Origin of the sequence: Enterobacter sp. T1-1 (assembly GCF_000710795.1) — a bacterium.
GTDB classification, from domain to species: Bacteria; Pseudomonadota; Gammaproteobacteria; order Enterobacterales; family Enterobacteriaceae; genus Enterobacter; species Enterobacter cloacae.
The window spans coordinates 26,194-46,800 of record NZ_JALW01000050.1 but is presented as its reverse complement, the minus strand read 5'-3'; the positions used below and the strand labels follow the sequence as shown (position 1 = coordinate 46,800).

18 protein-coding genes are annotated in these 20,607 nt (G+C 55.6%); 6 read left to right on the top strand and 12 right to left on the bottom strand.

Annotation, left to right across the window (positions count from 1 at the left end):
• Positions 1–79: 79 nt before the first annotated feature.
• Both degQ and degS read left to right on the top strand, forming a co-directional pair.
• Positions 80–1,447 (top strand): serine endoprotease DegQ, encoded by a 1,368-nt coding sequence (gene degQ, locus AK59_RS0116495; protein WP_013098969.1) that lies wholly within the window; start codon positions 80–82, stop codon positions 1,445–1,447.
• A 93-nt stretch (positions 1,448–1,540) separates the two neighbouring features.
• Positions 1,541–2,608 (top strand): outer membrane-stress sensor serine endopeptidase DegS, encoded by a 1,068-nt coding sequence (gene degS, locus AK59_RS0116490; protein WP_013098970.1) that lies wholly within the window; start codon positions 1,541–1,543, stop codon positions 2,606–2,608.
• 50 nt (positions 2,609–2,658) lie between these two features.
• On the opposite strand, the gene mdh is transcribed toward degS, so the two are convergent.
• Positions 2,659–3,597 (bottom strand): malate dehydrogenase, encoded by a 939-nt coding sequence (gene mdh / locus AK59_RS0116485; protein WP_020687375.1) that lies wholly within the window; start codon positions 3,595–3,597, stop codon positions 2,659–2,661.
• Positions 3,598–3,994: 397 nt separating this feature from the next.
• Here mdh and argR point away from each other — a divergent pair, with 397 nt between their 5' ends.
• The 3 genes from argR (at position 3,995) to yhcN (AK59_RS0116470) (ending at position 5,480) form a co-directional block, all read left to right on the top strand.
• Positions 3,995–4,465: a transcriptional regulator ArgR gene (gene argR, locus AK59_RS0116480; protein ID WP_013098972.1), complete on the top strand. Its 471-nt coding sequence runs from the start codon at positions 3,995–3,997 to the stop codon at positions 4,463–4,465.
• 375 nt (positions 4,466–4,840) lie between these two features.
• Entirely contained in the window at positions 4,841–5,104 is a 264-nt protein-coding gene (gene yhcN, locus AK59_RS0116475) for a peroxide/acid stress response protein YhcN (protein WP_013098973.1), read from the top strand.
• A gap of 109 nt (positions 5,105–5,213) precedes the next feature.
• A complete protein-coding gene (yhcN, locus tag AK59_RS0116470; protein WP_013098974.1) occupies positions 5,214–5,480 on the top strand; it encodes a peroxide/acid stress response protein YhcN in 267 nt (88 codons plus the stop codon).
• A 68-nt stretch (positions 5,481–5,548) separates the two neighbouring features.
• Here yhcN (AK59_RS0116470) and AK59_RS0116465 read toward each other — a convergent pair whose 3' ends face one another.
• The 5 genes from AK59_RS0116465 to aaeX all read right to left on the bottom strand — a co-directional run bounded on the left by AK59_RS0116465 (position 5,549) and on the right by aaeX (position 10,526).
• Positions 5,549–5,821, bottom strand: coding sequence for a barstar family protein (locus AK59_RS0116465; RefSeq protein ID WP_013098975.1), 273 nt, complete (start codon positions 5,819–5,821; stop codon positions 5,549–5,551).
• Between the two features lie 45 nt (positions 5,822–5,866).
• Complete coding sequence (locus AK59_RS0116460) at positions 5,867–7,321, bottom strand: NAD-dependent succinate-semialdehyde dehydrogenase (RefSeq protein WP_023620890.1); 1,455 nt, start codon at positions 7,319–7,321, stop codon at positions 5,867–5,869.
• A gap of 88 nt (positions 7,322–7,409) precedes the next feature.
• On the bottom strand, positions 7,410–9,377 hold the full coding sequence (gene aaeB, locus AK59_RS0116455; RefSeq protein WP_013098977.1) for a p-hydroxybenzoic acid efflux pump subunit AaeB: 1,968 nt from the start codon (positions 9,375–9,377) through the stop codon (positions 7,410–7,412).
• A gap of 5 nt (positions 9,378–9,382) precedes the next feature.
• Complete coding sequence (aaeA, locus tag AK59_RS0116450) at positions 9,383–10,315, bottom strand: p-hydroxybenzoic acid efflux pump subunit AaeA (protein ID WP_013098978.1); 933 nt, start codon at positions 10,313–10,315, stop codon at positions 9,383–9,385.
• Between the two features lie 7 nt (positions 10,316–10,322).
• Entirely contained in the window at positions 10,323–10,526 is a 204-nt protein-coding gene (gene aaeX / locus AK59_RS0116445) for a p-hydroxybenzoic acid efflux pump operon protein AaeX (protein ID WP_003860416.1), read from the bottom strand.
• Positions 10,527–10,704: 178 nt separating this feature from the next.
• Here aaeX and aaeR point away from each other — a divergent pair, with 178 nt between their 5' ends.
• Entirely contained in the window at positions 10,705–11,631 is a 927-nt protein-coding gene (aaeR, locus tag AK59_RS0116440) for an HTH-type transcriptional activator AaeR (protein WP_013098979.1), read from the top strand.
• Positions 11,632–11,680: 49 nt separating this feature from the next.
• Here aaeR and tldD read toward each other — a convergent pair whose 3' ends face one another.
• The 6 genes from tldD to mreC all read right to left on the bottom strand — a co-directional run bounded on the left by tldD (position 11,681) and on the right by mreC (position 20,607).
• Positions 11,681–13,126, bottom strand: coding sequence for a metalloprotease TldD (gene tldD, locus AK59_RS0116435; protein ID WP_029883268.1), 1,446 nt, complete (start codon positions 13,124–13,126; stop codon positions 11,681–11,683).
• An 84-nt stretch (positions 13,127–13,210) separates the two neighbouring features.
• Positions 13,211–17,011, bottom strand: coding sequence for an AsmA2 domain-containing protein YhdP (gene yhdP, locus AK59_RS0116430; RefSeq protein ID WP_029883267.1), 3,801 nt, complete (start codon positions 17,009–17,011; stop codon positions 13,211–13,213).
• 41 nt (positions 17,012–17,052) lie between these two features.
• Positions 17,053–18,522, bottom strand: coding sequence for a ribonuclease G (gene rng, locus AK59_RS0116425; RefSeq protein WP_014833490.1), 1,470 nt, complete (start codon positions 18,520–18,522; stop codon positions 17,053–17,055).
• Positions 18,512–19,105 (bottom strand): Maf family protein, encoded by a 594-nt coding sequence (locus tag AK59_RS0116420; RefSeq protein WP_029883266.1) that lies wholly within the window; start codon positions 19,103–19,105, stop codon positions 18,512–18,514. The genes rng and AK59_RS0116420 overlap by 11 nt, the downstream gene beginning before the upstream one ends.
• 9 nt (positions 19,106–19,114) lie before the next feature.
• Positions 19,115–19,603 carry a rod shape-determining protein MreD gene (mreD, locus tag AK59_RS0116415; RefSeq protein ID WP_029883265.1) on the bottom strand — a complete coding sequence of 163 codons (489 nt, stop codon included), beginning with the start codon at positions 19,601–19,603 and terminating at the stop codon, positions 19,115–19,117.
• On the bottom strand, positions 19,603–20,607 hold the full coding sequence (gene mreC / locus AK59_RS0116410) for a rod shape-determining protein MreC (protein ID WP_013098986.1): 1,005 nt from the start codon (positions 20,605–20,607) through the stop codon (positions 19,603–19,605). The genes mreD and mreC overlap by 1 nt, the downstream gene beginning before the upstream one ends.

Genomic DNA, 20,607 nt, shown 5'->3' with positions numbered 1-20,607 from the left:
AGCGGTTTAAAATTCAATAACATCAACGTGTTTTTGGGCCCGTTTTTTCCTTTACTCCAGGTTACGAGAGTCAGCATCGATGAAGAAAAAGAACCAGCTGTTGAGCGCGTTAGCGTTAAGTGTCGGGTTATCTCTCTCGGCGTCCTTCCCTGCCTTTGCCGCCCTTCCCTCGCAGGTGCCGGGCCAGACGGCGATTCCGAGCCTCGCACCCATGCTGGAAAAAGTGTTGCCTGCAGTAGTCAGCGTGCAGGTAGAAGGCACTGCCGTGCAAAGCCAGCGCGTACCTGAAGAACTGAAAAAATATTTTGGCGATGAGTCGCCCGACCAGCAGGCTCAGCCTTTTGAAGGGCTGGGCTCAGGCGTCATCATTGATGCGGCCAAAGGCTATATTCTGACCAACAACCACGTTATCAGCCAGGCCGATAAAATCAGCGTGCAACTGAATGATGGTCGGGAATTTGATGCCAAACTGATCGGCGGCGATGACCAGAGCGACATCGCGCTGTTGCAGGTGCAAAACCCAAGTAATCTGACCCAGATTGCCATCGCCGACTCCGACAAACTGCGCGTCGGCGACTTTGCTGTTGCCGTGGGCAACCCCTTTGGTTTAGGACAAACGGCGACCTCCGGGATCATTTCCGCGCTGGGGCGCAGCGGCCTGAATCTTGAAGGCCTGGAAAACTTTATCCAGACCGATGCCTCAATTAACCGCGGGAACTCCGGCGGGGCGCTGCTGAACCTTAACGGCGAGCTGATTGGTATTAACACAGCAATCCTCGCGCCAGGTGGCGGCAGTATCGGGATCGGGTTTGCGATTCCCAGCAATATGGCCAAAACGCTGGCACAGCAGCTTATCCAGTTTGGTGAAGTCAAACGCGGCCTGCTGGGCATCAAAGGGATGGAGATGAGCGCCGATATCGCAAAAGCGTTCAACATCAACGTGCAGCGCGGTGCGTTCGTCAGTGAAGTGCTGCCTAATTCCGGCTCGGCAAAAGCGGGCATTAAATCAGGTGATGTGATCGTCAGCCTGAATGATAAGCCGCTGAGCAGCTTTGCAGAGCTGCGCTCACGTATCGCCACCACCGAACCGGGCGCCAAAGTGAAGCTGGGCCTGATTCGTGACGGCAAACCGCTGAATGTGGAAGTGACGCTGGACAAGAGCACCTCTTCCTCCGCCAGTGCGGAGCTTATCGCCCCGGCACTGCAGGGCGCGACCCTCAGCGACGGGCAGCTTAAAGACGGCACCAAAGGCATCAGCATCGATACCGTAGAGAAGAGCAGCCCTGCCGCACAGGCGGGATTGCATCAGGATGATGTGATCATCGGCGTGAATCGCACCCGCGTGCAGTCTATCGCTGAGCTGCGCAAGGTGCTGGAAAGTAAACCAACGGTCATTGCCCTGCAAATTATGCGCGGCAACGAATCTATCTATATTCTGTTGCGCTAAGCATTTGCTATCCCGGGTATCACCGCCGCGTGTGATGTCCGGGATAACTCATGTTATGCTGCAAACCGTTCCTTTTTTAACGACACGCGCATCATGCTTTTAAAGCTCTTTCGTTCCATTGCCATCGGTTTGATTGTTGCGGGCCTGCTGTTAGCGGCCATGCCGTCTTTACGCCAGTTCAACAAGCTGTCGGCTCCCCAGTTTGACAGCGCGGATGAAACGCCTGCCACCTATAATCAGGCCGTTCGCCGTGCCGCACCCGCAGTGGTGAACGTCTACAACCGTGGTCTTAACAGTTCAGCCCATAACCAGCTGGAGATCCGTACCCTCGGCTCCGGCGTGATTATGGACGATCGCGGATACATCATTACCAACAAGCACGTGATCAACGATGCTGACCAGATCATCGTCGCACTTCAGGATGGCCGCGTGTTTGAGGCCTTACTTGTCGGCTCTGACAGCCTGACCGATCTGGCCGTGCTGAAAATCAACGCCACCGGCGGGCTGCCCGTGATTCCGATCAACCGTAAACGCACTCCGCACATTGGCGATGTGGTTCTGGCTATCGGTAACCCATACAACCTGGGGCAGACCATCACCCAGGGGATCATCAGCGCCACGGGTCGCATCGGTCTGAACCCATCGGGACGGCAGAACTTCCTGCAAACCGATGCCTCCATCAACCACGGGAACTCCGGCGGCGCGCTGGTCAACTCGCTGGGCGAGCTGATGGGTATCAACACCCTCTCCTTCGATAAAAGCAACGATGGCGAGACGCCGGAAGGGATCGGCTTTGCCATTCCGTTCCAGCTGGCAACCAAAATTATGGACAAGCTGATCCGGGACGGTCGCGTGATCCGCGGTTACATCGGGATTGGTGGTCGCGAAATTGCCCCTATGCATACGCAGGGTGGCGGGATCGATCAGATTCAGGGGATTGTGGTTAACGAAGTGGCGCCTGGTGGACCGGCTGCCAATGCGGGCATTCAGGTTAATGATGTCATTCTGTCGGTCAACGGCACACCGGCGGTCTCTGCGCTTGAGACGATGGACCAGGTGGCAGAAATTCGCCCGGGTTCCATCATCCCGGTTGAAGTCATGCGCAACGATAAGAAACTGACGCTGCATGTGACCATTCAGGAATACCCGGCCACCAACTGACGGGCATAAAAAACGGAGCGTAGCGCTCCGTTTTTTTTACCGGGACAAGATCACTTGTTAACGAACTCTTCGCCCAGCGTGATATCTTTCTTCAGCGTGTCCAGCATGCCTTCCATCGCGTTTTGTTCAAACGCGCTCAGCGTGCCAATTGGCTTACGCTCTTCGATACCATTTTTACCGAGCAGCAGCGGCTGGGAGAAGAAGCGCGCGTGTTCGCCATCGCCTTCAACATAAGCGCATTCAACCACGCCCTTCTCGCCCTGCAGCGCGCGAACCAGTGACAGACCGAAACGTGCAGCCGCCTGGCCCATAGACAGCGTTGCAGAACCGCCACCCGCCTTCGCTTCCACCACTTCGGTGCCTGCGTTCTGAATACGTTTGGTCAGGTCAGCCACTTCCTGCTCGGTGAAGCTCACGCCAGGGATCTGCGAGAGCAGAGGCAGAATTGTCACACCAGAGTGACCACCGATGACCGGCACTTCAACTTCCGTAGGCTGCTTGCCTTTCAGCTCAGCCACAAAGGTGTTAGAACGGATGATATCCAGCGTGGTCACACCGAACAGCTTGTTCTTGTCGTAAACGCCTGCTTTCTTCAGCACTTCTGCCGCAATAGCGACCGTGGTGTTCACCGGGTTAGTAATGATACCGATGCACGCTTTCGGACACACTTCAGCGATCTGCTGCACCAGGTTTTTCACAATGCCTGCGTTGACGTTGAACAGGTCGGAACGATCCATACCAGGCTTACGCGCCACGCCGGCGGAGATCAGCACAACGTCAGCACCCTGCAGCGCAGGACGTGCGTCTTCGCCGGAGAAGCCTTTGATGTTAACAGCGGTCGGGATGTGGCTCAGGTCAACCGCCACACCTGGGGTTACCGGAGCAATGTCGTACAGGGAGAGTTCTGAGCCTGAAGGCAGTTGGGTTTTCAGTAGTAGGGCAAGCGCCTGGCCGATACCACCAGCAGCGCCGAGGACTGCGACTTTCATCCTAAACTCCTTATTATGGTTAACTTAAGTATCTGTAAATCCGTTGCGGCGACCTTAATTCAGCAGGTAATTAATTACAATTTTCGTAGCTAAAGAATTTGAGGTCACGCGACTTTCTCTCTTCCCAGAAGACTCTCTGACAACAGACGGCAACGAATTAAGAGGTGGTTACAATACACCCTGCCACGCCACCAAAACAACATCATTTTGATAACATTTAATTTACTTTTAAGCTTATTTGCGTGGCGTGACCCAGGCATGTTTTCCGATAACGAAATCTGATAATATCACTCCCTTTCATAACATTATTTCAGGCTACTGCCTGGTAGATAATTTGCATAAAAATTCATCCACATGCATAATAATGTTGTTTCTATCGTCATATTCCGGGTGACTTATGCGAAGCTCGTCTAAGCAAGAAGAATTAGTAAAGGCGTTTAAAGCGCTACTCAAAGAAGAGAAATTCAGTTCTCAGGGAGAAATTGTTCAGGCGCTGCAGGAACAAGGCTTCGACAATATCAACCAGTCGAAAGTCTCCCGTATGTTGACCAAATTTGGCGCAGTGCGTACCCGTAACGCCAAAATGGAGATGGTCTATTGCCTGCCAGCTGAACTTGGCGTGCCGACAACCTCCAGCCCGCTGAAGAATCTGGTTCTGGATATCGACCACAACGATGCCGTTGTGGTGATCCACACAAGCCCTGGCGCCGCACAGCTGATTGCCCGCATGCTGGACTCTCTGGGTAAAACGGAAGGGATTCTCGGTACCATCGCCGGTGATGACACCATCTTTACCACGCCAGCCAACGGCTTCTCGGTGAAAGATCTCCACGAGGCGATCCTGGTTCTGTTCGAACAGGAGCTGTAATCCTCTCTCCCCGTAGCGTCGCTACGGGGTTCATTCTGCCCCCGCTGCGTTTCCCCCTGTTTTCTCCTGTCCTCAATTTAACAAATAGTGCTTTTTACCACTCATTAACATTCAACCAGTGAATGATAAATCAAAGAATCGCACAAAATATCAAAATCATTTATCCATATGATTTACTTAGATATAACACGCCAATGCGAACAGAAAATAACCAACATTATGCCATTAGGTTATAAAAATTGCGCTGTTTAACACGTAATTACCCATGAAACAATTAGTCTGGTATTAATTTTTACCGTTATTAGTGTATACTTGATTTTGTGATGAGGGTCACGAAACAAAGACCCCACTAAAAAATTCGACGAGGTAAAAATCATGAAAATCAAAACAACTGTAGCGGCGCTGAGCGTCCTGTCTGTCCTGTCATTCGGTGCTTTCGCAGCAGACTCCATTAATGCCGATCAGGCGCAATCCCGTGAGGCTATCGGTACGGTTTCTGTCGGCGCAATCGGCACGTCTCCAATGGACATGCATGAGATGCTGAACAAAAAAGCGGAAGAACAAGGTGCATCATCCTATCGCATCATTGAAGCGCGTTCCGGTGACCACTGGCACGCTACCGCTGAGCTGTATAAATAAGTTTTAGTAATAACAGAAGACGACTATCTCCACTCAACGGCACCAGGCATAAAAATAGCAGTTCAACCCTTCTCGCCGTTGAGCAAAAACCTCTTCAGGAGCAAAGACTATGAAAACCAAATTAATCATCGCAACCCTCGGTCTGGCATCGGTTCTCTCTTTCGGCGCAAGCGCAGCCGTCCAGCAGGTGAATACCGAGCAGGCGCAAAATCTGCAGTCTATGGGTAGTGTTTCCGTAACGTCCGTCACTGGCTCTCCGATGGATATCCGTCAGGAGCTGGCCGCAAAAGCTGAAAAAGCAGGCGCCAGCAGCTACCGCGTCACCGAACTGAATCAGGGTGACCACTGGCACGCTACGGCAGAACTGTATAAATAAACCCTCGTCGTATCTCATCATACGACTTGCCCCTGGCCTCGCTGGTCAGGGGCTTTTTTTTCGCGTAATCAATGGCGCGCGTTGAAACGCAACTGCCCTTCCAGCTCTTCTTCTGCTTCATCAAACAATAAAATCAGCGCCCCAAATCGTCTGCGCAGCTTATCGGGCAGATGAATAAACTCTATCTCCAGCGGTAACGGCAGCTGACTGCCGGTCACCACATCCCACAGCATATCCAGATTCGTGACGCTTTCCCGTTCCAGATCAAACGCCCGGATAAATTCACGATAGAAGTCTTCCTGACTGTCGATCTCGTCAAAATCAAAGGTATAGGTTTTCATTGCCAGCCACCCAGTCCAGGCGAGCGGCAGATGCCGCCCTGTCTATTATAATCCCCCGATATGCAGGGTTTTGACTTCCAGATACTCTTCCAGCCCCAGCACGGACCCTTCTCGACCCAGGCCAGACTCTTTTACCCCACCAAAAGGTCCAAGCTCCGTGGAAACGGCGCACTCATTAATCCCAATCATCCCGCTTTCGATTGCCTGCGAGACGCGGAAAACGCGCGACAGATTCTGAGTATAGAAGTAAGCCGCCAGACCATAAGGCGTGTTGTTGGCGCGCTGGATGACTTCATCTTCAGAAGTGAAACGGAAGCAGGCGGCAACGGGACCAAACGTCTCTTCCTCCGCCAGTTTCATGCCTTCATGACAGTCGCCCAGCACGGTAGGCATCCAGAAATTGCCACCAAGCGGATGTGGTTTACCGCCCGCCAGGACCGTCGCCCCACGGGCCACAGCGTCTTCCACATGCTCGCGCACTTTGTTCACCGCGGAGGGTTCAATCAGCGGGCCTACGACCACACCGTCTTCCAGACCATTTCCCACCTTCAGCGCGTTCACCGCATCGGCCAGTTTGTTCACAAACTTGTCGTAGACGGTTTCCTGAATATAGAAGCGGTTAACGCTGACGCAGACCTGTCCGGCATTACGGAATTTGTTGGCGATTGCCCCTTTGACGGCAGCATCGATGTCCGCATCTTCAAACACGATATACGGGGCATTCCCCCCCAGTTCCATCGAAACTTTTTTCATGGTGTCCGCGGCGTTACGCACCAGCGTTTTGCCGACGGAAGTGGAGCCGGTAAACGAGATTTTCCGCACCTCGTGGCTCGCCATAATCGCGTCGCTGATCTCATGCGTATTACCGGCCACGGCGTTGAGGACGCCATCCGGCACACCGGCCTGTTTCGCCAGCGTGAGCAGCGCAAACGCGCTGAGCGGGGTGTTGTTTGCCGGTTTGATGACCCCGGTACACCCCGCGGCCAGCGCCGGACCAAGCTTACGGGTGAGCATCGCCATCGGGAAGTTCCACGGCGTAATTGCCGCCACCACCCCCACAGGCTCACGGGTAGCCAGAATGCGGGAGCCCGGTTTGATCGGTGGAATAATTTCACCGTTAGCGCGCTTGGCCTCTTCGGCAAACCACTGAATAAAACTGGCGGCGTACTCCACCTCGCCTTCAGCTTCTTTCAGGGGTTTGCCCTGTTCGGTGGTCATTAACCGACCAAGCCAGCTTTTATTCTCGATAATCAGTTCATACCAGCGATAGAGAATGGTCGAGCGCTCTTTCGCGGTTTTGGCCCGCCAGGCCGGGAAGGCTTTCGCGGCGGCGGCAATCGCCTCTTCGGTTTCTGCTTTACCGGCTTTCGCCACTTTGGCGATAACATCACCGGTGGCCGGGTTCAACACATCAAACGTCGTGTCCAGCGTTTTCCATATGCCGTTAACCAGATAACCGGTCTGAAAAAGAATGTGGTCCTGAAGCGCCTGGGTAGTCATGTGTCCTCCCTTTCTGAATGTAAGAGCCTGCAGAAATAAGTATAGCCACAAAAAAACCGACGCTTTTAGCGTCGGTTTTTTACTTCAGTCAGTTATCCGTCAGGACATTCTGGTAGCGGTGCAGCATAAACACCAGCCGCGCTACCGGCTCGGTCACCTGAGGAGGCGCTTCCCAGACCCTGAGCTTCTCCTGGTAGACATCCAGCTCTTCCAGCAACTGCTTAAAGTAACGGCGTCGTTTGTCATCACTGGAGGCGGAAAGCACATGGTCCGCGGTACGGCGCAACTGGCGGTGGAATGCCGACAGATCGTCGTTGATGGGCACCGGTGCGTTACGCAGACGCTGATGCGCAATGATCATGGTTAACGCCAGACGAAAGCGGGCAATGTCGCCAGGGAACTTATTCAACAGTAAAAACAGCTGCTGATAGAGCGCAGGCAGATGGTTCTCTTTACGGCGCGCAGTGTTGGTGGTCATGGAGGAGACCGCCGCCGAAACGAACTGGTTCAACAGCACGCGACCTGTTCGCGCCTGGGAATTGTCGCGCACCAGCAAAATCACCATCATCGCCAGGAAACAGCCCACCAGCTGACCCAGGGCGCTGTCGAGGAACTGGCTGAAATGGAACGTCATGGGGTTATCCAGCACCAGAATGTTAATAGTACTGGCGAGGGCACCGAGCGATCCCAGACGGCGCTTCTGCACTTCTATCCCGATAAAGAATGCCATCACCGCAAGACTGATACAGAGCAGCAACATGCTCTGCTGCGTGGACGGGAGGATCACCAGGAAATAGAGCGCGCCAAGCGGTAACGCGGCAATCGTGCCGTACAGGAAATCGATAGCGACCATACGCGGGTTGGGCAGACGCATTGCCAGCGCCGTGACGACGGCAATCATGACCATCGCGCCGCTGCCGGAGGTCCAGCCAGTCCACAGCCAGAACAGCGTGCCGAGCATACAGGCAAGCGTGGTACGCCAGAAGTTGACCATCGCGTGGTGGCGCTCGGCCGACTCCGCCTTGATCACCACTTCGCCCTGCAGGACTTCCTCTTCCGCCGCGCTGATTTTCGTATTGCCGATCACGCCCCGTTTCAGCAGCAGGTAGCGCGTCGCGGCGCCAACCCACGTATAAATGGTCACCGGTGTGTCGCGCTCTCCGGTCCAGGCAATGACCCGCCGCATGCGTTTGAGCTGCTTATGTACGTCCTGCACCGTTTCCACCGGCTCGGCAAACAGTTCGCGAAAGGTATCGGTAACCGATTCCGGTCGGGTGTTCTGAATAAGGTAGGTTTCGCACGCCTGGGTAATCAGCGTTAAGGAGACGGTATTGATCGCTTTAAGACGACGGTTGGCACGCGCCCAGCGCGAGGACTCCATATTAAGGTTACTGCGCATCCCTTCCAGCGCCTGCGTGCGGCGAACCAGTCCACTCCAGGCTTTGTCCACCTCTTCGCTGTCACCGTGCTTGATGCAGAGCTGCATCAGCTGATACTGGGAGACGATCAGCGCATCCAGTTCGCGATCCACCTCCTGTTTGATGGATCGAGGGGAGAAAAGCAGGTCAGCAACAATTGCGCAGACGATACCAATCACGATCTCACTGCAGCGTTCCACGGCAAACTGCGGCGCGAGCAGCGGTTCGGTTTGAATGGTGATGACAATAATCAGTGCGGTATAACCCGCCAGCCCCCAGGCGTAAGAGTTTTCGACCTTCACCAGAGAGGAGAGCCAGGTGCAGAAGCCCGCCCAGATACAGCACACCAATACCATCAACAGTGGCGTGCGGATCATCAAAATGATAATGGTGAGCGCGGCGATACAGCCGATAAACGTCCCGATGATACGCAGCATCCCGCGATAGCGGATCGCCCCGGAGTAAGGCTCCCCACCTGCCGCGAATGCCGGGCCAGCCGCGACAATCGCCGCCGTTAACACCGCCCAGCGGGGGGTTTCCAGCTGGAAGTGAAAGCCGACAAACAGCGCCAGCACAATGGCACTCGCCAGCTTCACGGCGAAGCGAATGTGCTGGCTGGCGATAGTAAAGATCCCCATAGCGATTAACCAAACTCGCGCAGACGATGGGCGATTTTACGGAAAATAGAGTCCTGGCTGGCGTCCCGGTCTTTCTCACCGGTGATTACCACCGTCGCGGTTGTGCCCGCAGGCCACAGGTTGCCCTGCTGTTCGTCCAGATGAATACGTACCGGCACACGCTGGGCCAGGCGCACCCATTCCAGGTTGGAATCAACCGTCGCCATCCCTTTCGCATCATTGGAGCTGCTGGAGTTGGTGACGCCAGCCGCAACGCTGTCTACGGTACCTTTAAAGACGCGGTTGCTGCCAAGCGGCGTGATCTCTGCGCGGTAGCCCGGACGAACGCCTTCCAGTTTGGTCTCTTCCATATAGGCAAGCACATAGAATGAGTTTTGTTTCACCAGCGCCACGGCGGTTGAACCGCGGGTGATAAACTCCCCGGCATAGACATTCAGGTTGGTGACCCAGCCATCGGCAGGTGCGCGGATCACGGTACGCTCCAGATCGAGCTTCGCCAGGTCGCGCGTCGCCTGCGCCTTTGCCAGCTGATGCAGCACGGTTTGCAGCACGTTGTTAGACTGATCGATCTCTTCCCGGGACATCGCCTGAACCCCCAGCTGGTTACGGCGGCCCGCCTCGCGGCGTTTCTCCGCAGCCAGCGCCTGGTAATAGGCGACATCCGCTTCCGCTTCTTCCAGTGCTTTCTGGTAACGCGGCTGGTCAATGGTGAACAGCACCTGGTCTTTCTTCACCAGCTGGTTATCGTGAACGTTAACCGCCGTGATAAGACCGGCCACGTCGGGGGCGATCGCCACGACATCGGCGCTAAAACGCGCGTCACGCGTCCACGGTGATTCGGTGTAATAGACCCAGGCGCGAAAAATAGCGATGAACGCGAGGATAACCAGCGCCATGGTGATGGCGGTGCGGGAGATTTTTCTTGTTAGCGTTTTCACATCAACCTCAGACAAACATGCGCGATATCAGGTAGAACAGGCAGCAATACAGCGCGGTATTGAACAATGCAGGGTGCCAGACGAAATCGTAGATCCCGGTAGGAACCAGCACCTTGCGCACCAGCCAGAAGATCGCCAGTGATAAAAGAAGCTCGAAAAATATCGGTGGGAACGACAGACCGAACACCACGATAACGGGAAACAGACTCATGTTGACCTTGATAAGAGAGAGTGCAGGCTTCAGAATTTTTAGCGCACGCCACCGCGGGAGAGCAAGAAACGCCGGGCGAGAATGGCGCAGCCGTTATGTAATTAATAATATATTAACGTAACTGTTATGCTGTTATCTATAATATGTGATCTAAATCACTTTTAAGCCAGAGTGAACAATGGAACGTTTAAAACGCATGTCGGTCTTCGCCAAAGTGGTTGAACTTGGCTCATTTACTGCTGCTGCCCGGCAGTTGCAGATGAGCGTCTCCTCCATCAGTCAGACGGTGTCAAAACTGGAAGATGAACTGCAGGTGAAGCTGCTCAACCGCAGCACCCGCAGTATTGGTCTGACGGAGGCGGGTAAAATTTACTATCAGGGCTGTCGCCGCATGATGCATGAAGTGCAGGATGTTCACGAGCAGCTCTATGCCTTTAACAACACGCCCATCGGGACACTGCGGATTGGCTGTTCTTCAACTATGGCACAAAATGTTCTCGCCGCCATGACCGCAGAGATGCTGAAAGAATATCCGGGATTAACCGTGAATCTGGTTACCGGTATTCCCGCCCCGGACCTGATCGCAGACGGGCTGGATGTGGTGATCCGCGTTGGCGCGCTGCAGGACTCCAGCCTCTTCTCCCGTCGACTCGGGAGTATGCCGATGGTGGTCTGTGCCTCGAAGAGCTATCTGGCGCAGTACGGCGTGCCGGAGAAACCAGCCGATCTCGCCAACCACTCCTGGCTGGAGTACAGCGTCCGCCCCGATAATGAGTTTGAACTGATTGCCCCGGAAGGCATTTCTACCCGACTGCTGCCGGAAGGACGGTTTGTCACCAACGACCCGATGACCATCTCGCGCTGGCTGGTGGCGGGCGCCGGGATCGCTTACGTCCCGTTAATGTGGGTGATCAATGAGATCAACAGCGGAGTGCTGGAGATCCTGTTCCCTCGCTACCAGTCCGATCCGCGTCCGGTGTATGCCCTGTATACCGAAAAAGACAAACTGCCGCTTAAGGTGCAGGTGTGCATTAACTATCTGACCGAGTATTTTGTGGAGGTTGCGGAACTGTTTCAGGGCATGCGGGGAAGAAGGAAAGAGTAAGTATTTCCCCTCTCCCCGTTGGGGAGAGGGTTAGGGTGAGGGGAGAAAATTACGCCGTGCCGCCCACCGTGAGGTTATCGACCTTCAGTGTCGGCTGGCCCACGCCCACTGGCAGGCTCTGGCCCTCTTTACCGCAGACGCCCACGCCGTTGTCCAGCTTGAGATCGTTACCGACCATGGAGATCTGCTGCATGGCTTCGATACCGGAACCAATCAGCGTCGCGCCTTTCACCGCTTTGGTCACTTTGCCTTTTTCGATCAGATACGCTTCTGACGTAGAGAAGACGAATTTACCGGAGGTGATATCCACCTGACCACCGCCAAAGTTTGGGGCGAAGATCCCGTAATCAACAGACTCGATGATCTCCTGCGGCGTGGACTGGCCTGGCAGCATGTAGGTGTTAGTCATACGCGGCATCGGCAGATGCGCATAAGATTCACGACGGCCGTTACCCGTTGGCGCCACGCCCATCAGGCGCGCGTTCAGTTTGTCCTGCATATAGCCTTTCAGCACACCGTTTTCGATCAGCACGTTGTACTGACCCGGCGTACCTTCATCATCGATGGAGATAGAGCCACGGCGATCAACCATGGTACCGTCATCCACCACCGTGCACAGTTCAGAGGAGACAAGCTGCCCTATCTGACCGCTAAATACGGAGGTGCCGCGGCGGTTAAAGTCCCCTTCCAGACCATGCCCCACGGCTTCATGCAGCAGCACGCCCGGCCAGCCAGCGCCCAGTACCACCGGGAATGTCCCCGCAGGTGCCGCCACGGCAGAAAGATTGACCATCGCCATACGCACGGCTTCTTTTGCCCACGCGTCGGCACGGGCTTCACCGTCGACGTCACCCAGGAACCAGTCATAACCAAAACGACCACCGCCGCCGCTTGAGCCACGTTCGCGCTTGCCGTCCTCTTCTACCTGCACGCTGATGGAGAGACGCACCAGCGGACGGACATCCGCCGCCAGGGTGCCGTCCGTCGCCGCGACCAGAATCAGTTCATAGACACCGCTCAGGCTGGCAGACACTTCCTGCACGCGTTTATCGGCAGCACGCGCCACTTTGTCCACGCGGCGCAGGATATCCAGCTTCTCTTCACGGCTCATGCTCTGCAGCGGGTCGATGCTGGTGTAGAGCGCAGCATGCTGCACCTCACCCAGCGTTTTAACACGGCCATCGCCTGCGTCACGCACGATGGTACGTGCCGCCTGCGCGCTCTGCTCCAGCGCAGCCAGGCTTATCTGGTCCGCATAGGCAAAACCGGTTTTCTCGCCGCTGATGGCGCGCACGCCAACGCCCTGGTCAATGTTGTAAGAACCATCTTTGATGATGCTGCCTTCTAAAACCCAGGATTCGTGATAGCTCGACTGGAAATAGAGATCGCCGTAGTCGAGACGGCGTTCGGTCAGTTGACCAAGAATGGAGAACAGGTCCTGATGGCTCAGGCCGTTCGCTGCGAGCAAATGTTCACTTACCAGGTTCAGACTCATCGTATTGCTACTCGTTCGTTGCCGCCTGTGGCGGTATAAAGATCGTATTTATTGAGAGTGAGGCAATTACCTGCCCACGTCAAATCATTGCTGTGCATCTTTGCGCGGCTGGCGCAGCACTTCATTAATCTGCGGTTTATCCACCGGACCGGTGATGCGGTAGCGCAGAATAGAGACTTTGCTCCACAGCGGCCCCAGCACTTTACTGGCGGCAAACACCGCAGCACCAACAATCGGGTTCACCACAAAGGCGGCTGCCACCCCCACGCTCGCGGAGATTTCTGGCGCCACCACGGCTTCCATATCAAGCTCGCGACGTACAAGGTTAACCGAGCCCTTCATGGCGATATCCGCTTCCAGACCGTCCACCAGCGTGTCGTCCGTATGCATAACGCCGTCCTTGATCCACGCCGTACTGCGGATGGAATCGTAGTAGAACCCTTCGCTGAAGGTATCGCTGAAATCAAAACGCAGCTTACGCAGCAGCGCATCAAAGCTCAGGAGACGCAGGATCTGCCCGGCGCGTCCCGTGCTCACATCGGCAATTTCACCTTTTCCGAAGCGGGTTTTCAGTATGCCGTTAAGCGAGGCCTCATCCGGCTTCCACGGCGCGTCACGCCAGTGAAGATCGTAATCGACGTCAAATGACGAGCCGCGCAGCGGCGTGCTGATACCAAAGAAACTGGCTGCTGCATCCAGTTTGTTACCCTTAATGTCGCCTTTCAGCGAGGTGCGCTGTTCGCCTGGGTTATTCACCCACTCGCCCGCGGCCGTCAGACGACCAAAGCCGGTATCCACCAGCCCACCCGTGAGGCTCAGCGTGTTGCCCTGAATCGCGAAGTCACCGTCAATGCGGCCATATTTTTGTCCCCACAGCCAGCACTCAGCACAGCGCAGTTGCAGATCCGGCCAGCCGCTGAAGTCCACGCGGGAAGTGTTACTCAACGGCGATGCCGGAGTCGATTGATCTTTCCTGCCCGCCGTTGCCGGGTTGTAGTAGAGATAGCGGATTGCCGCCTGCCACGGGGCGTTATCGCGCATGGTCAGGGTGGCGTTGATCTCCCTGCCCTGAGCCTCTACTTTCGAGCCGTTAGCCGTGGGCTGAGAGACAATACTCAGGTTGTTCCACTGTTGCCCACCCAGCGTGAGCGACGGTGTGCGCACGGTGACGGTTTGCGGGAACTGCGCCGCCTCATCCACGTTTTGCCCGACACCTTTCTGGAACAGCGCCAGCCACTGCGCGCCATCCATCGGCGGGAGATTCAGCTCAATGCCCTGGTGATCCGGGAGCGGAGGCGTGGTTCGGCTGTCCGTCGTCCAGATGGCTTTGTCCAGCGTCAGCTTACGGTTGAGCAGCCAGCGGCTGTTGAAATGATTCGTGCCACCCGCGCTGCCGGTTAACTCGAAGCTGTTCAGGTTGCCCACGACGTTAAGCGTCACGGGCAGCGCCTGTCCGGCCTGTTTATCCAGCGGTGCAGGCAACTGGCTGCTGAGATTTTTCAGATCGCCAGTAAGGTCGACCTTATACTTCGTACCGGCGTGGTAGGGCAGTTCAATATCCACCTTCCCCTTCCAGGCGGCTGCACCATCAACCGACTCCTGAATGGGTTTCGGCAGTACATCCATCCGCGAGGGTTGCCAGTTACCGTCCAGATTGACAGCCACCTGGTAGGCCTTCTCCCCCTCGGTGGTCGAGAAGTCGATGTTGACGGGCTGATTGAACCAGTTGGCTGTGAGCGGCTCACTCTTCAGGTTGCCGTTCACAAAGCTGAACTGTCCGCTGAGGTTCTTCAGCGTACTTTCCAGCGGTTTAATATACAGACTGTTGTTGTTCAGGCGGACATCACCTTTGGCGGTGGTCATTTCGCCGTCCAGCGGGATATCCAGATGTAAGCGAGCATTCACATCGCCATCAAGCTGGAGTTGCTCAAGCGTGGCAGCCAGCGAGGCTTTCAGCGGCGTCTCTTCAAAATAGGGACCGACCGCCTTGCCGGGCCCATTGATATCGGCATCAATCAGCAGTTTCTCTTTTGAGTAATCGGGGATATTTGCCGTCAGGTTGGTAGCCGTCACGCCGCCCAGCGCGACGCTGTCTGACTTCATCCACAATCCGTCATTGAGAAAATTAAGCTCGATATCGAGGTTTTTCAGTGCAGGCCAGCCCGGCTGGAACGCAAAGGTGGCGTTGTGCAGCGGCACCAGCACCTGGAACTGACCTTCGTTATGTTTGTATGGGAAAAGATGCGGATTACCACCATAGGCCAGGGTGGCGTTATCCGCCTGACCGCCCTGGATCGCCCCGCTCAGGTAGTCCACGAGCGCTTTACCCATCAGGTTTTCCGGGAAGTAACGCCAGGCCTGAGAACCGTCGCTGGTGCTGATCCCCGCCAGAATACCCAGCCACGGCTCTTCACCTTCAGGCTTTAAATAGCGGAAATCCCCGCGGGCATGAACCGCTTTGGCTTTCACATCGATATGGCGGCCATCAAGCTGGAAGCCTTTATCGTTGCGCAGCCAGTTAAGCACCGCGTTGCCTTTTTCAATTTCCAGAGGTGCCCTGAAGACCGTTTCATAAGGCATTTTGGCGTCATGCATCTCAACGGTCAGCCTGCCATTCTCAACGCTGCCCTCCAGCTTGCCGCTGAAGTTTTCAGCCCCCGGCAGCAGTTTCCACTGTTTCCAGGCCAGATCTTTCCACGTCGCCTGGAAGCGGGTTTTCTCGGTTGCCTGCAGCGGGATATCCAGCGCGAGGGCGTCAATTTCCCCACTTGGCTGCGTCGCCAGCCAGACGTCACCCAAATCCGGAGAGAGCTTCGCCGCCATGGAGCGCAGCCCTTCAATGGCCGCCAAATCGAGATGCGTGGCGCGGATACGCAGCTCATCGCTACGCTTATTATTCGTGCCGCCGACATCCTGCTCAGGCATCCATGCCAGCGTCAGCGCGCCGCGCGGCCAGGATTTGCCGTCCATGGTGATGCGCGTATCCGGGATGGCAAACTGCCAGCCCCCTTTCTCTTTCGTCACATGTGCAGTGAGGTTATCTACGGAGAGTTGATGCTGCTTGCTTTCGCCTTGCCAGCTTGCACCGCCCTGCTTCAGCCAGATATCGCCGCTGGCGAACACGCCTTTCGTCAGGGTCATCCAGCCTTCCAGGCTAAAACGGGCCGTTTCCAGCTGCATGTTTTGCTGCAGCCAGTCGCCGAGCCACGGCTTCACATCCACGTCGTCAGCCTGCAGCCACACCTTGCCGTTGTTGAGCAAGCCGTCATCGTCACGCAGATCCATACGGACCTGCATGACCCCATGCTGGCCGTTCAGGCTGGAGAGGTTCACCTGCCCCTCGGCACGGTGACGCTCTTTGCCGTTAAGCCAGGTCAGTTGCGGGATCTTCAGTTCGGCGCGCTGGCCGGAAAGGGTAATAAAGCTCACTTCGCTGTCGCGCAGATCGAAATGATCGAACTGACGCAGGAAGAGATCGCTCAGGCGGTTGGCTTCAAGGCTCTGCGTGTTATCCCCGCCGGAGAGCGGCGTGTTGGTCAAAAACTGAAGCTGATAAAAAGTGAGATCGCGGAACTGCCAGCGCATGTGCAGCAGGCTTTGCCAGACATCCAGTGCCAGGGTCACGCGTTTGATTTTCAGATAGCCGCCATCTTTCAGGCTGGCACTGATGTCCCGGGCATCCAGCGTCGGGCCAAAGTTTTGCCAGCTGGCGCTGACCTGGCTTACGTCAACCGGCACACCGGTGGCGGATTCGATCTTCGCCAGCACCTGCGGACGCCAGCTGTCCAGATGCGGTAAAACGAGGCGCAGCCCGCTCACGAGCAGCGCGACAATCACGACAAGCGTTGCCCCTGTAAGCAGTAAAATCCCCGGCAATCGCCTCACGCATCTCTCCTTGTCAGCTTTTTCACGCAGCGAACTGCGTCTTACATCATGACGACGTCAAATTGCTCCTGGTTATAGAGCGGCTCAATTTGTACTTTTACCTGTTTGCCGACAAAGATTTCCACTTCCGCCAGCGCGTGCGACTCTTCACCTTTCAGCGCTTCAGCCACCGCAGGGGAAGCATAGACCAGAAAACGATCGGAGTCGTAGGCATGATGAACGCGGACAATTTCACGCATGATCTCATAGCAGACGGTCTCCACCGTCTTTACGGTGCCGCGTCCGTGGCAGGTTGGACACTCGTTACACAGCACATGTTCCACACTTTCACGGGTCCGTTTACGCGTCATTTCCACCAGCCCAAGCTGTGAGAAGCCGTTAATGCTGGTTTTCACGCGATCTTTACTCAGCGCCTGCTCAAGCGAGTGCAGCACACGACGGCGATGGTCTTCATTATTCATATCGATAAAGTCGATGATGATAATGCCACCCAGGTTGCGCAGACGAAGCTGCCGCGCAATGGCCTGTGTCGCTTCAATGTTGGTATTGAAGATGGTGTCATCCAGGTTGCGATGGCCGACAAACGCACCGGTGTTGATGTCCACGGTGGTCATTGCTTCGGTCTGATCGATGATCAGATAGCCGCCGGACTTCAGTTCAACCTTGCGCTCCAGCGCACGCTGGATCTCATTTTCGACATCATAGAGATCGAAGATTGGCTGACGCCCGGTGTAATGTTCCAGCAGGCCAGGCATTTCCGGAATGTACTCAGCGGTAAATTCCAGCAGCGCTTCGTAGGTGAGGCGCGAGTCCACGCGGATTCGGTCGAGCTGAGCATCAGCAAAATCACGCAGGACGCGCTGGGCAAGTGCCAGCTCACCGTACAGCTGATAGCGGGTCTGGTTGCGTTTTTTACGCTCCATCACCTTGGTCCAGACGCGCTTCAGGTAAGCCGCATCGGATGCAAGATCCTCTTCGCTAACCCCTTCGGCGGCGGTTCGGATGATAAATCCGCCCTGTTCGTCGCAGTAGGCGCTAACCACTTTCTTAAGGCGCTCGCGCTCGCTTTCACTTTCAATACGCTGGGAAACCCCCACGTGCGACGCGCCGGGCATAAAGACCAGGTAACGGGAAGGTAATGTGATGTCGGTTGTCAGACGGGCGCCTTTGGTGCCAAGAGGGTCTTTCACCACCTGCACCATCAGATCCTGCCCCTGACGCACCAGCTCCGAAATGTCGCGTACGGCAAACTGCTTTTGCTCTTCGCCTGCGACACACTCGGTATGCGGCATGATGTCGGAGGCATGTAAAAATGCCGCCTTATCCAGTCCAATATCTACAAAAGCCGCCTGCATACCCGGCAGTACGCGGCTGACACGACCTTTGTAGATATTGCCTACTATTCCGCGTCGCGCTTCACGCTCAATATGAATTTCCTGAAGAATGCCACCATCAATGTAGGCCACACGGGTTTCCGATGGCGTTACGTTTACCAACAATTCAGCCGTCATAATTATCCCTTCCCTCACGCAGTGAGTTAAAATTGCTCAGCAACTCATACGTTTCCACCAGCGGTAAGCCGACTACGGCGTGATAGCTGCCATTTATCTTCCTGACAAAACAGCCACCCAGCCCTTGAATACCGTATGCACCTGCTTTATCCATCGGTTCACCGCTGGCAATATACGCAGCGATCTCGTCGTTGGTCAGTACTCTGAAGGTCACGTCCGTCACCACCAGACAATCCAGCACGTGCTTGCTGTCCGCCAGCGCCACCGCGGTCATCACCTGATGCGTTTGCCCGGACATTTTGTGCAGCATATGTGCTGCATGCTCAGCATCTCGCGGTTTCTCAAGCACTTCACCGTTAAGGATAACGATGGTATCCGCCCCCAGCACCGGCAGGTCGCGTGGCACGCATGCAACGCCAGCCTGCGCTTTCGCACGCGCCAGGCGAGAAACATACTGCTGAGCACTTTCACCCTCAGCACGTTTTTCTTCGATGCCGGTAACGATACGTTCAAAAGTGATGCCCAACTGCGTGAGCAACTCCTGACGACGTGGAGAACCGGAGGCAAGATAGATAGACGTCATAGAAACCTTTTACTGCACAGCAAACTGCTGGCGAATCTTACGCATCAGCAGGAACAGCCACGGCCAGAGCACACCGTTGACTACACTACTCCAGAATACTTCGGGTCGGAAAGAGACGTTGATCACTAAAAACTCTGCCCAGAAAACAACGATATCCGCGGCAAGCGACAACAACATCACGACCAGCGCCTGTTGCCAGAGCGCGAGGTTACGAAAGAGCTGGAATTTGAGTGCAACGAGATATGCAATGATGCTCATGGATAACGCGCGAACACCCAGCGTTGAGCCACTAATGAGATCCAGTATGGCACCCATTACAAAGCCTGTGCCAACATTTACGCGGTGCGGCAGGGCGAGGATCCAGTAGAGCAAAATGAGCAATACCCAGTTTGGCCGGTAAACAAGAATGTCGTCCGGCCAGGGCATTATCTGCAGCAACAGCGCGATGAGAAACGAGAGCCAGATAACCCAGCGTCCCTGGCTACGATAACTGGCCACTACTGCCCTCCGGATGAGAGTTTAGGCGGTGGCGGCGCATCCGTTATCCCGGTCGCCGGCGCGGGTACTGGCGCAGGTGGCCCCATCGCATCCGGAGCAGGAAGAACCTGCGGCATCATCTGCATCAGGCGCTCATTGGCAACGCGATGCACTTCTTCAGGCGTCATTGGGTTGGCACCGTTACGATCGGCTCCCCACAGCAGCAGCAGGTAGCGAAGACGCTGTAAACCCGCCGTTGGACGCGCCTGAATCACGGTGTAGGCACGCTGCGTATCAAGCTTCACAGAAGAGACAACCGCAACCGGATACCCTTCAGGGAAACGTCCCCCCAGACCGGAGGTGACCAGCACGTCGCCCACACGGATATCCGTGTTGGCTGGCAGGTGCTCCAGCTGCAGATCGTCCGTGCAGCCGTTCCCCGCCGCAATGACGCGAATATCGTTACGCAGTACCTGAATAGGCAGCGCATGGGTGGCATCACAGATCAGCAGTACACGGCTGGTCAGTTTGGCGACGGCGACCACCTGGCCCACCACACCTTTATCACTGATAACAGGCTGACCTTCATACACACCATTCACGCTACCTTTGTCGATCACCACCTGATCGCTGTAAGGATCGTTTACGGTGGAGATCACCTGCGTCACCATCTTCTGCTCATCCTGACGCAGCGGCGATCCGAGCAGCTCACGCAGACGCGCGTTTTCCTGCTTGTATTGCCCTAACATCAGCAGTTCGCTGTTTTTCAGCAGCAGTTCCTGGCGCAATGCCCGGTTTTCAAGTTCGAGTTGGTCACGTGAGGACAGCGTTTGAGAAACGGAGTCGAGCAGTTCACGGGGACCATTGGATATAAAGTAGAAAGGACTGACGGCGGTATCCATGTACGTTCTGATCTGGCTGAACGTACCGAGGCGGCTATCGGCAATAATGACACCAAGCGCAACCAGAACCGCCAGGATCAGGCGAAACTGTAGCGAGGGGCCACGGCTAAAAATTGGCTTCAT

Bases quoted from the DNA above. Each gene is read 5' to 3' on its own strand.
- rng (WP_014833490.1), bottom strand. From the start codon at position 18,522: ATGACGGCTGAATTGTTGGTAAACGTAACGCCATCGGAAACCCGTGTG.
- aaeR (WP_013098979.1), top strand. From the start codon at position 10,705: ATGGAACGTTTAAAACGCATGTCGGTCTTCGCCAAAGTGGTTGAACTT.
- mdh (WP_020687375.1), bottom strand. From the start codon at position 3,597: ATGAAAGTCGCAGTCCTCGGCGCTGCTGGTGGTATCGGCCAGGCGCTT.
- degQ (WP_013098969.1), top strand. From the start codon at position 80: ATGAAGAAAAAGAACCAGCTGTTGAGCGCGTTAGCGTTAAGTGTCGGG.
- argR (WP_013098972.1), top strand. From the start codon at position 3,995: ATGCGAAGCTCGTCTAAGCAAGAAGAATTAGTAAAGGCGTTTAAAGCG.
- degS (WP_013098970.1), top strand. From the start codon at position 1,541: ATGCTTTTAAAGCTCTTTCGTTCCATTGCCATCGGTTTGATTGTTGCG.
- yhcN (WP_013098974.1), top strand. From the start codon at position 5,214: ATGAAAACCAAATTAATCATCGCAACCCTCGGTCTGGCATCGGTTCTC.
- tldD (WP_029883268.1), bottom strand. From the start codon at position 13,126: ATGAGTCTGAACCTGGTAAGTGAACATTTGCTCGCAGCGAACGGCCTG.
- yhcN (WP_013098973.1), top strand. From the start codon at position 4,841: ATGAAAATCAAAACAACTGTAGCGGCGCTGAGCGTCCTGTCTGTCCTG.
- AK59_RS0116460 (WP_023620890.1), bottom strand. From the start codon at position 7,321: ATGACTACCCAGGCGCTTCAGGACCACATTCTTTTTCAGACCGGTTAT.
- AK59_RS0116465 (WP_013098975.1), bottom strand. From the start codon at position 5,821: ATGAAAACCTATACCTTTGATTTTGACGAGATCGACAGTCAGGAAGAC.
- aaeB (WP_013098977.1), bottom strand. From the start codon at position 9,377: ATGGGGATCTTTACTATCGCCAGCCAGCACATTCGCTTCGCCGTGAAG.
- AK59_RS0116420 (WP_029883266.1), bottom strand. From the start codon at position 19,105: ATGACGTCTATCTATCTTGCCTCCGGTTCTCCACGTCGTCAGGAGTTG.
- mreC (WP_013098986.1), bottom strand. From the start codon at position 20,607: ATGAAGCCAATTTTTAGCCGTGGCCCCTCGCTACAGTTTCGCCTGATC.
- aaeX (WP_003860416.1), bottom strand. From the start codon at position 10,526: ATGAGTCTGTTTCCCGTTATCGTGGTGTTCGGTCTGTCGTTCCCACCG.